Below are 610 nucleotides of genomic sequence, written 5' to 3' on the forward strand. Positions count from 1 at the left end.
CAAAGGCAAGTATTTCGACTGCTACATGATGCTGGATATCCACTCCAGATTCATCGTCGGCGCACACGTTCACGCCACCGAATCCGGGACGCTGGCCGTGGAAATGATGAAGGGCATCTTCGGGATACACGGCATCCCCCAGGTCGTGCACGCCGACCGGGGAACGTCGATGACCTCCAAGACTGTGGCCGCTCTGCTCTCGGATCTGGAGGTCACCCGGTCCCACTCCAGGCCCCGGGTATCGAATGACAACCCCTACAGCGAGGCGCTGTTCAAGACCCTGAAATACGGTCCTGAATTCCCCGAACGCTTCGCCTCAGTCCACGACGCCGGCACATTTATCAGCGATTTCGTGGACTGGTATAACCATCATCACCAGCACTCAGGAATCGGCTTCCACACACCCGCGAACGTCCACTACGGCCACGCCGTCGGCGTGGCCAAAGAACGCTCGGCGACCCTCGCTGCAGCCAGAGCGAGACACCCCGAACGCTTCACCAAAACCACCGACCCCAAAATCCTCGCGCTCCCAGGACCAGCGTGGATCAACCAACCCAAGGAATACACCGAACAATCAGCCGCCTAACTCCTATTGGTACCGTTCAGCTTG

The 610-nt window shown here is 59.0% G+C and carries 1 protein-coding gene; it reads left to right on the forward strand.

All coding sequences use genetic code 11. From position 1 onward, the window contains the following. Positions 1-586 (forward strand): integrase core domain-containing protein (locus tag ACLRGI_RS23235; RefSeq protein ID WP_419203791.1); only part of this gene is annotated, 586 nt, incomplete at its 5' end. Between the last annotated feature and the right edge of the window lie 24 nt (positions 587-610).

The sequence above is a fragment of the Paenarthrobacter sp. PPS72 genome (assembly GCF_048537125.1).
Taxonomy (GTDB): Bacteria; Actinomycetota; Actinomycetes; order Actinomycetales; family Micrococcaceae; genus Arthrobacter; species Arthrobacter nitroguajacolicus_E.